Source organism: Paenibacillus sp. NEAU-GSW1, from assembly GCF_009737085.1.
GTDB lineage: Bacteria > Bacillota > Bacilli > Paenibacillales > Paenibacillaceae > Pristimantibacillus.
In genome coordinates this window covers 22,230-30,896 of record NZ_WOVL01000040.1, presented here as the reverse complement: position 1 = coordinate 30,896, position 8,667 = coordinate 22,230, and the positions used below count along the sequence as shown (strand labels likewise).

Annotated in this window: 10 protein-coding genes; 6 read left to right on the top strand and 4 right to left on the bottom strand. The window is 50.1% G+C overall.

The genetic code is table 11. The features are described from left to right. Positions 1 to 236 precede the first annotated feature (236 nt). A complete protein-coding gene (locus GOM71_RS22425) occupies positions 237 to 1,022 on the bottom strand; it encodes a helix-turn-helix domain-containing protein (protein WP_156285215.1) in 786 nt (261 codons plus the stop codon). Between the two features lie 124 nt (positions 1,023 to 1,146). On the opposite strand from GOM71_RS22425, the gene pyk reads away from it, so the two are divergent. Both pyk and GOM71_RS22415 read left to right on the top strand, forming a co-directional pair. Next, positions 1,147 to 2,571 carry a pyruvate kinase gene (pyk, locus tag GOM71_RS22420; RefSeq protein ID WP_156285213.1) on the top strand — a complete coding sequence of 475 codons (1,425 nt, stop codon included), beginning with the start codon at positions 1,147 to 1,149 and terminating at the stop codon, positions 2,569 to 2,571. 137 nt (positions 2,572 to 2,708) lie between these two features. Continuing rightward, on the top strand, positions 2,709 to 3,374 hold the full coding sequence (locus GOM71_RS22415) for a M50 family metallopeptidase (protein ID WP_156285211.1): 666 nt from the start codon (positions 2,709 to 2,711) through the stop codon (positions 3,372 to 3,374). 41 nt (positions 3,375 to 3,415) lie between these two features. Here the strand turns inward: GOM71_RS22415 and GOM71_RS22410 are convergent, their stop codons facing one another. From GOM71_RS22410 to GOM71_RS22400, 3 genes are all read right to left on the bottom strand, one after another. Continuing rightward, positions 3,416 to 3,580, bottom strand: a complete 165-nt coding sequence (locus GOM71_RS22410; protein ID WP_156285209.1) for a mechanosensitive ion channel protein MscL — start codon at positions 3,578 to 3,580, stop codon at positions 3,416 to 3,418. 194 nt (positions 3,581 to 3,774) lie between these two features. Further along, positions 3,775 to 4,434 carry a PspA/IM30 family protein gene (locus GOM71_RS22405; RefSeq protein ID WP_156285208.1) on the bottom strand — a complete coding sequence of 220 codons (660 nt, stop codon included), beginning with the start codon at positions 4,432 to 4,434 and terminating at the stop codon, positions 3,775 to 3,777. 40 nt (positions 4,435 to 4,474) lie between these two features. After that, entirely contained in the window at positions 4,475 to 4,696 is a 222-nt protein-coding gene (locus GOM71_RS22400) for a PspC domain-containing protein (protein ID WP_156285206.1), read from the bottom strand. A 354-nt stretch (positions 4,697 to 5,050) separates the two neighbouring features. Between GOM71_RS22400 and GOM71_RS22395 the strand changes: the two genes are divergently transcribed. The 4 genes from GOM71_RS22395 (at position 5,051) to GOM71_RS22380 (ending at position 8,456) form a co-directional block, all read left to right on the top strand. After that, on the top strand, positions 5,051 to 6,271 hold the full coding sequence (locus tag GOM71_RS22395) for an outer membrane lipoprotein-sorting protein (RefSeq protein ID WP_156285204.1): 1,221 nt from the start codon (positions 5,051 to 5,053) through the stop codon (positions 6,269 to 6,271). A gap of 146 nt (positions 6,272 to 6,417) precedes the next feature. Beyond that, entirely contained in the window at positions 6,418 to 7,596 is a 1,179-nt protein-coding gene (gene alr, locus GOM71_RS22390; RefSeq protein WP_156285202.1) for an alanine racemase, read from the top strand. A gap of 224 nt (positions 7,597 to 7,820) precedes the next feature. After that, a complete protein-coding gene (locus tag GOM71_RS22385; protein WP_042170506.1) occupies positions 7,821 to 8,102 on the top strand; it encodes a CopG family ribbon-helix-helix protein in 282 nt (93 codons plus the stop codon). 3 nt (positions 8,103 to 8,105) lie between these two features. Then, complete coding sequence (locus tag GOM71_RS22380) at positions 8,106 to 8,456, top strand: type II toxin-antitoxin system PemK/MazF family toxin (protein ID WP_028609438.1); 351 nt, start codon at positions 8,106 to 8,108, stop codon at positions 8,454 to 8,456. The last annotated feature ends 211 nt before the right edge of the window (positions 8,457 to 8,667 follow it).

The following is an 8,667-nucleotide window of genomic DNA, read 5'->3' as shown; positions in this document are numbered from 1 at the left end:
GTGGCTTTCGCTTGCCCATCATTTGCTGAAGAAAGCCACAAAGCATCAAAATCGAAAAATAGTGTTGCAGGGATAGCTCTCTGCAACACTATTTTCATGAATACCGCTTCTTCAATTACTGATGCGAGCCGTTTTTTCAGCGAGCGAACCACTTTTGGGACAGCCCCGTTTTGCTTATTTCTCCAATTTTACATGTTGAAAATTTGTCATATTTAGTCGAATTCAAATCACACCGGTTATGCAGAAGGCGCAGGCCGCTCCCTCCTATATTCCGTCGGCGTCATTCCCGTTTCTCTTTTGAAGATGCGCTGAAAATAGGAAACGTCGCTGTACCCGACAAATTCGGCGATCTCTCCTACAGTAAGTGTCGAGTCGACAAGCATATAGCTCGCTTTCTTCATTCGCGTGGCGTGAACATATTCGCTGATCGTCTGGCCGGTGATCCGGCAGAACAGCGCGGCGCAATAGTTGGGGCTCTTATGGATATAGTCGCCAAGCGTTTCCTTCGTAATTTTTTGCTGATAGTTAGCGGTGATGTACTGTTTCATGCGCTCAACCGCCTGATGAGTCTCGGGAGACAGCGGGCCTTTATCGAGTTCCCGATTCCATACGGCGAGCCACTCCAGCAGCACGGAAAGCCCGCGAAACGAGGCGTATGGCGCATTGTCGGACCAGTCGGCGTAAAGGCCTTTAAGCCTCTCCAGGCATAAGTCGTAGGCGCCTAGCTTTGTTTTGACCCAGGCGGTCCGCTTCGCCAGCGGCAGGCCTTCAAGCTCGACGGCCCCGGTAAAGGCAATGACGTATTTCTCGTGAAAAACAGTCGGAATACATTTGCCGTAAAAGGATTGCCCTGCAGGAATGAAGAGTGTTTCGCCTTTCTCCAGAATAACCTTCTCCTGCTCGATCCAAAAAACAGACCTGCCGTAGCTTGCGAGCACGAGCGTCGAAACGCCCGGATCGCGGACGCCGTCGTCGAACCAATCGACGCCGCGATCCTGTCGCATAGAGATGAACTGAAGCATACGCAAAGCCTCTCCTTTTTCGTCATACTATATTTCATATATCGTACTATAATTCATAGTCCAATGTGAAGAATAGAGCTACAATAATCAACGACAAAGTTCTTTCGGGAGGAATCGACAACAAATGCGTAAAACAAAAATCGTATGTACGATGGGACCGGCCTGCGATACAACGGATGTGCTAAAGGACATGATTCAAGCGGGAATGAACGTAGCGCGGCTGAATATGGCTCACGGCGAGCTGGAGGATCACGCGGGACGCATTCAGCGCATTCGCGAAGCGTCGCGGGCGACCCATGCAATCGTACCGATTTTGCTCGATATTAAAGGTCCGGAGGTTCGGATTGGCAAGCTGGAAGAGGCTTCCTACGAATTGAAGACGGGCGAGACGCTTACGCTGACTACGGAAGAGATTGTCGGCACAGGCGAGCGGATTCATGTTAATTATGCTGAGCTTCCTCTGGTCGTTAAGCCAGGGAACAAGATTTTGCTGGACGACGGCTTGATTGAGCTTGAAGTGCGATCGGCGCAAGGAACGGAAATCGTCTGCACGATTTTGAACGGCGGCGTAATCAAGCCGCGGAAGGGCGTTAATTTGCCAGGCATTCGCACGACGCTGCCGGGTGTTACGGATCGCGACATCCGCCATATTCTGTTCGGCATCGAGCAGGGCATCGATATTATTGCGCCGTCTTTCGTTAGACGCGCTGAAGATATATTGCAAATTCGTGAGCTGCTGCAAGTAAACGGCGCCGGCCACATTCAAATTATTTCGAAAATCGAGAATGAAGAAGGCGTCGATAATCTGGATGCGATTATTGAAGCCTCCGACGGCATTATGGTTGCGCGCGGCGATCTCGGCGTAGAAATTCCGGTTGAGGAAGTGCCGATGATTCAGCGCGAAATGATCTCCAAATGCAACATTGCCGGCAAACCGGTTATCGTTGCAACGCATATGCTCGATTCGATGCAAGTTAACCCTCGCCCATCGCGTGCTGAAGTTAGCGACGTTGCCAACGCAGTGCTTCAGGGCACGGACGCGATTATGCTTTCCGGCGAGACGGCTGCGGGCAAATATCCGGTGCAATCGGTGAGCACAATGTCATCGATTGCAGAGCGGGCGGAATCGATGCTTGATTATGTGGACGGTTTCCGCCAGCGCAGTCTGGTTCAGCCGACGACGATTACCGAAGTGATCAGCCAAGCGGTTGTGAGCGCTTCGCTTGAACTGGACGCAAAGGCGATTCTGACGCCGACAGAGAGCGGATTTACGGCACGCATGGTTTCGAAATACCGTCCAAAATCGCCGATCATTGCCATTGCTTCGGATGACAACGTACTGCAAAGATTGGCGCTGCTGTGGGGCGTTGTGCCGGTGAAGGGCAACGAACGTCCGGAGTCGACCGACGGCATTTTCCAAACGGCGCTGAGCAATGGCGGAAAAACAGGACTGCTTGCCCAAGGCGATTATGTCGTAATTACGGCGGGTACGCCAAGCGGCAAGGCTGGCGCAACGAATCTTATTAAAATCGAACAATACGGCGTGTAGCTTGGGCCGGATTGGCATGGGGCTTTCCCTGAGGTCATAGACCTTGAGGGAAGCCCCTTTTTTTTCTAGGCAGCGTAATTTGAAACCGGACAGCATGTATGAAAGTATTGTTGAGATGAAGGGTGGTGGGATTTGCAATGAAAGCATGGCTGCAGACGGCTGCTGTAGTATTGGTGACGGTCGTATTAACGAGGCTTATTCCGTTTTCCGCTTTTTTCCGCAATGTCGATACACTTGTTCATGAGCTGGGGCACGCGCTGACGGCGTTCTTGCTGAAGGGGAATGTCAACCATATCAACCTGTATGCGAATCAAAGCGGCGTGACTTATATGAGCTATGCCGAAACATGGATGTCGATTCCGATTTCACTTGCGGGCTACATGGGCTCGGCTTTGTTTGCGCTGCTGCTTTTTCTGATGTATGCGCGAAATAAAGAACGCGCCGGATTGTATGTGACCGCAGCATTAGCGGCGATTGGCCTCGTTTTATTCGTGCGTAACGGTTATGGCATGCTTTGGTGCGCCGGCTTCGCCGCGCTTACGGCGGTTGTCGGGGCGATTGCGCCGCATTGGCTTCGAAAAGGCTACTACTTGTTAATCGCTTTTATATGTCTGGTTGAATCTGTTCTTAGTCCGTTCGCTGTACTGATAATGTCTTTTACTTCGCCTGGTACGGCGGGGGATGCGGCAAGCTTGAGCCGTGCGACGTTTGTGCCGGGTTTTATATGGGCGCTTCTGTTCATCGCGTTTGCGCTGCTGTGCGCCAGAGGAGCTGTAACGCTGCTGTTCAAACGGGGATTTTGAGCAAAAAAAAGATGGCCTTGTATAGGGTCATCTTTTTTTCGTTACTTATATTCCATTCTGCGGTTCAAATAAATGCTGCCCGAATATTTAGCCTGAACTCTGCGCGATTCCAGTTGCACGTAGGCGTAAATCTCTTTGAGTCTCTGGTTTGCCGGTTTAATCGTTTCCTTCACTTCACCGTCAACGACGACATCAAACACGATCATGAATGCTGCCTCCTTCAAAATGGGTTATTCGTTATGCCCTTAGTCTACTGGCGGAATATTAGCGGCATATTTAAATAGTATTAGGGGAATATTAAAATGGTTTTTTTTAGTTAATAGAGAGTAAATATATAGATTCAGGGGCTATCCCCGCATCAGTTTCATGCTGAGGAAAGCCCCTATTGTAATAGGAATCTTTATTTTTTGCGCAAGCGTTCTAACTCCTCATCAATAAGAGCGCTTCTATGCGCGGATTGCTCGAACGAAGCCGTGGGCTGGCCGCCTTGTGCAGTGTACGGCGATTGACGAAGCTCGCGAGCCGCCTCCCACTCCATCACCTTTTGCTCGATTCGGTCAAAGCCTTTGGCCGCTTGGCTGTTATAGAACGGAGCGGAGCCCGAGGACGCCGGAACGGCAGCTGCTTGCTGTACGCGAGAAATGAGCTCTGTGCGTTTGCTTTGCAGACGCACGCGTTCTTCCTTTAACGTCTCAGCCCGCTGTCCGAGCTCCAAAGCCGCTTGATTTGCGAGTTGAAGGAGCTTGGCTGTTTCCTCGGCATATTGCTTGTAATGAAGCTTCGCTTCCAGCGCGATGCGAGCTTCCGTTTCACGTTCTTCTGCAACCGCTTGAATCGCTTTTCCTTCATAATGAACGACCTGCGTGTTTTGCTCCTCCAGCTTAGTTGACAGTAACCGTGCTTGCGCCTGCTGGTGTAATGCTTCGCGTTCGATGCTCGCGATTTCCTCGTCGAGGTCTCTTAAATAATGATTGAGCATCATGACCGGATTTTCGATCTTATCCAGCAATTCGTTTGCCGCAGCCTTAGTGATTGATGCAAGTCTTTGAAAAATACTCATTTCTCAACACTCCTCTTTTTATTAGTTTGATAAATCAAGATTAATAGTGGTAGTGATTGGTGTAGCGAAAATCGCTGAAAGGCGACTTCGGAACAAAAATCGAAGCTGCAAAGTAGATCAGCAGAACCGAACCAAAGCTGAACAGCGCGGCTATGGCGACGAGCAAACGGATCACAGTGGGATCAATGCCTAGCCATTCTCCCACCCCTCCGCATAACCCGGTAATCTTGCTGTCAGTCGTCGAACGAAACAATTTTTTCATGGCTAACATCCTTTCGTAATTGCTAGTGTCAATCTTGATGTCCTTATTGTAGTCTTTATGCTTCTTTGCAGTAACAGTCCGGGGACGGTTCTTGAAGCTGGCCCTTAGGCGGGGAGCGAATAGGACGGACGACGGGGGAGACGGCTTGATTAAGGAACGGGGATGAAATATTCAGCATGAGGAGGAGCGTAGGCAAATACTGTTGAAGTAATGCCCGCAACGGTATCAATAGGAAAGTGCAAAAATGAAAAGCACAATAATTTAGCCAAGCCATTGCCAGTCCGCATAATTGTCCAAGTACCCTCATAGACATGTTACCAGTTGGAAAAACATTGTGAAGAGGGGTTGGTTGGAATGCGTCGCATTACATGGGCCGCGGCATTAATTTTAGTTTTCTCACTCATATTGAGCGCTTGCGGGACGAAGGACGCCGAGTCCGTGGTCAAGGAGCTCGATAAAACGGTAAACAGCTTGGAGAGCTACAGAGGTATTGGCAAAATGACGCTCAATACCGGTCAGCAGCCTCTCGAGTATGCGGTGGAGGTATCCTATCAGAAGCCGAATTTTTACCGGATTAAATTGACGAACACCGAGAAGGATATTACGCAAATTGTGCTCCGCAATGACGATGGCGTATTTGTGCTCACTCCTCGCTTGAACAAAGTGTTCCGTTTCCAAAGCGACTGGCCGCAAAATCAAGGCCAAGTGTATCTGTACCAAACGCTCGTTCAAAGCATTCTGGTTGACAACTCGCGCCAGTTCGCGGTTGAAGACGATGCGTATGTGTTCGATGTAATGGCCAATTACAACAACGGCACGCTTGCCCGTCAAAAAATATGGCTAAACAAATCGGACTATAAACCGGTTCATGTCGAGGTTAGCGACGCGAATGCAGCCGTTATGGTAGATGTGAAATTTGACTCGTTCGAATTCGGACCGAAATTCGAAAGCGGCGCTTTCGAAACGGAGGCGAATATGAAGTCCGAGCCGTCCGGCGGCAACGAAGGACAAAACGATCAGGCGACAATTACGACTCCGGAGAATAACAATGCCGAAGGCAACAACAATGCGGCAACGTCAAATGACGATGCCGACAGCAATAGCGATAAAGCCGGAACGGAAACGGAAGGCAAAGCGAATAACGATGCCAATGCCAACGCCGGCAATCAGCCGAATGATGATGCCGAAGAAGAAGCGGATGATACGGCGGCGCAGCCTGAAGAAGGCGTGAACGCGGTTCTGCAAGTATTAGTACCGACGTACCTGCCGGAAGGCGTCGTATGGCAAGACAGCACGGATATCGTATTCGGCGGAAATCCAGGCTTGCTGACGCGATACTCGGGAACACATGATTTTACGCTGATTCAGACGCAGCCGAAGGATCAAGCGGCTTCGTATAGCGACGGCTATATGGTTACTCTAGGCGCTACGGTCGGTCAAATGAGCGTCAGTGATGAACTTCAAACACTGACCTGGCTGGATGAGGGCAATCAATTCCGTCTCTCCAGCGCGACACTGTCTGAAACAGAAATGATTCGGATCGCCCAATCCGTCCAAGCCGACGTATCGAAATAAGTTTCCAACAGGTGCCAGCCGAATCTGGCGGCCAATTCATTGACAGTCCAAGCGGCAACGTATAACATTGTTTCTATTGGTGTTTAAACGTTCGGTAAGGATGCATAAGCAATGGATGGGCCGTCAGAGAGGTAAGGTGAACGTTCTTGGAATCGTATTATCGTCCGACTAGGGCAGAAATTTCGCTTGATGCGCTGTCTCGCAATCTTCAATCATTTCGCAACTCGATGCCGGCGGGAAGGCTATTGATGGCTTCGGTGAAAGCAAATGCTTACGGGCACGGAGCCATTGAAGTAGCGCGCGAGGCTGAAAGTTTCGGCGTCGACTATCTGGGTGTTGCCTTCTTAGATGAAGCGCTCCAACTGCGGCAAGCAGGTATAACAACGCCGATCCTTGTGCTTGGTTATGTGGGTGCGGAGGCGCTTGAAATTGCGCGAGAACATAATGTAACAATTGCTTTATTCAGAGATGACGTATTGCAAGCCGCTGCGGCGCTGCCGCAAAGGCAAGACGGGAAAAAGCTGAAGGCCCATGTGAAGATTGATACAGGCATGGGTCGTCTTGGCTTGCTCGGGCTTGACTCGGCCGTCGCTTATATCGAGCAGGCGCTGCAGGCGCCGGAGCTTGAAGTGGAAGGGCTGTTCACTCACTTTGCTCGCGCAGACGAAGCGGACAAAAGCTATACGAAGCTGCAATACGAACGATTTAATGAAATTGTTGAACATGTTAAACGGCAGCAATGGCCAATTTCGATTATACATGCGGCGAACAGCGCTGCCGGCATTGACACGCCGGAATGGTCGGGAGATATGCTCAGGCTTGGCATCAGCATGTACGGTCTTTATCCTTCTCATGCAGTAAGCCGCGGCAACATTGAGCTTGAGCCGGTTATGACGCTGAAAAGCGAGGTTGTCATGGTCAAGGAGGCGCCTCCAGGCTGGGGCATCAGTTATGGAAGCCGTTACATGACGAAAGGGGCGGAGCCGATCGGCACGCTGCCTATCGGATATGCAGACGGATTCAGCCGCATGCTGACTGGAAAGGCGAATGCTCTCATTAGAGGCGTCAAAGTGCCGGTGCTCGGCACGATCTGTATGGATCAGTGCATGATCGCGCTGAAGCGAGCGTCGGCAGGAGGACCGGTACAGGTTGGCGAGGAGGTTGTTCTCATTGGCCGTCAAGGCGATGAAGCGATCACTGCCGACGAAGTGGCGGATCAGCTGGGCACGATCAACTATGAAGTGACCTGCATGCTGGCGGCCCGCGTTCCGCGCGTGTATACGCGCAATGGACAACGGGTTGCCGTCGAGAATCCCGTTTTGTAGCCTGGATGAAATTACCGCTTTTTTAAGAAGGAATTGCAAAGAGGAATTTAATCAACGACAGAGAAGTAAGTAAGGCAACAGATATGTGAACGTGCTATTCAGAGTCAATCATGCAGCATAATTGATATACGCTGCACATAGATATGTTGAAGTATAGCAACGGCTGAAACATGCAATAATGAATATGAATGGTTGTTTGGAAAAGTTTTGGGGGTGCTTGCTCGGTGGCCAATGTGCAGAACACGAAGAGAATCATGATTAGTTTACCGGATCAGCTGTTAGAGGAGGTCGACGGAATCGTCGCGAAGGAAAACTCCAACCGCAGCGAGTTTATTCGGCAAGCCATGAAGCTCTATCTTGTTGAACGTAAGAAACGGCAAATCCGCGAATCCATGCAGCGCGGTTATCTCGAGATGGCGAAAATCAACTTGAACATGGCCTCAGAAGCTTTTCAAGCGGAGGAAGAAGCCGACCATATGCTGGGACGTCTCGTAAGCGGGGTGTAAAGCTTGATCGTTAAACGCGGTGATGTTTTTTTTGCGGATTTGTCCCCTGTTGTCGGATCGGAGCAAGGGGGCGTAAGACCGGTTCTCGTCATTCAGAATGACATCGGCAACCGGTTTAGCCCTACTGTAATCGTGGCGGCTATTACTGCGCAAATTCAAAAGGCAAAGCTGCCCACCCATGTTGAAATGGATGCGGCGGCACATGGCTTTGACCGGGATTCTGTTGTCTTGCTGGAGCAGATTCGGACCATCGACAAGCAGCGTCTAACGGATAAAATTACGCATCTGGACGATGAGACGATGCGCAAGGTAGACGATGCCTTGCTGATCAGCGTCGGATTAATTGATTTTTAAATGAAAGGCGCTTTTCCGGTGATGGAGAGGCGCTATTTTCATTTTATGAGTAGACAAGTTTTGTAATAGTTGTTATTATTACATTAATTGGTTGTTGAATTTATATAGCTAAGCAATACTTTGCGAAGAACGCAAGTAGTTGGCCTTTTGGGCTGCTGCTGCGTTCTTTTTTTTGTATTGCGGACTTTTGAGCTGTTGGAGGGGAGAGGGC

What these genes read in the sequence shown, in the direction of transcription:
- GOM71_RS22415 (WP_156285211.1), top strand. Translation starts at nt 2,709, where the DNA reads ATGAAAGCATGGCTGCAGACGGCTGCTGTAGTATTGGTGACGGTCGTA.
- GOM71_RS22395 (WP_156285204.1), top strand. Translation starts at nt 5,051, where the DNA reads ATGCGTCGCATTACATGGGCCGCGGCATTAATTTTAGTTTTCTCACTC.
- GOM71_RS22425 (WP_156285215.1), bottom strand. Translation starts at nt 1,022, where the DNA reads ATGCTTCAGTTCATCTCTATGCGACAGGATCGCGGCGTCGATTGGTTC.
- GOM71_RS22410 (WP_156285209.1), bottom strand. Translation starts at nt 3,580, where the DNA reads ATGATCGTGTTTGATGTCGTCGTTGACGGTGAAGTGAAGGAAACGATT.
- GOM71_RS22405 (WP_156285208.1), bottom strand. Translation starts at nt 4,434, where the DNA reads ATGAGTATTTTTCAAAGACTTGCATCAATCACTAAGGCTGCGGCAAAC.
- GOM71_RS22400 (WP_156285206.1), bottom strand. Translation starts at nt 4,696, where the DNA reads ATGAAAAAATTGTTTCGTTCGACGACTGACAGCAAGATTACCGGGTTA.
- pyk (WP_156285213.1), top strand. Translation starts at nt 1,147, where the DNA reads ATGCGTAAAACAAAAATCGTATGTACGATGGGACCGGCCTGCGATACA.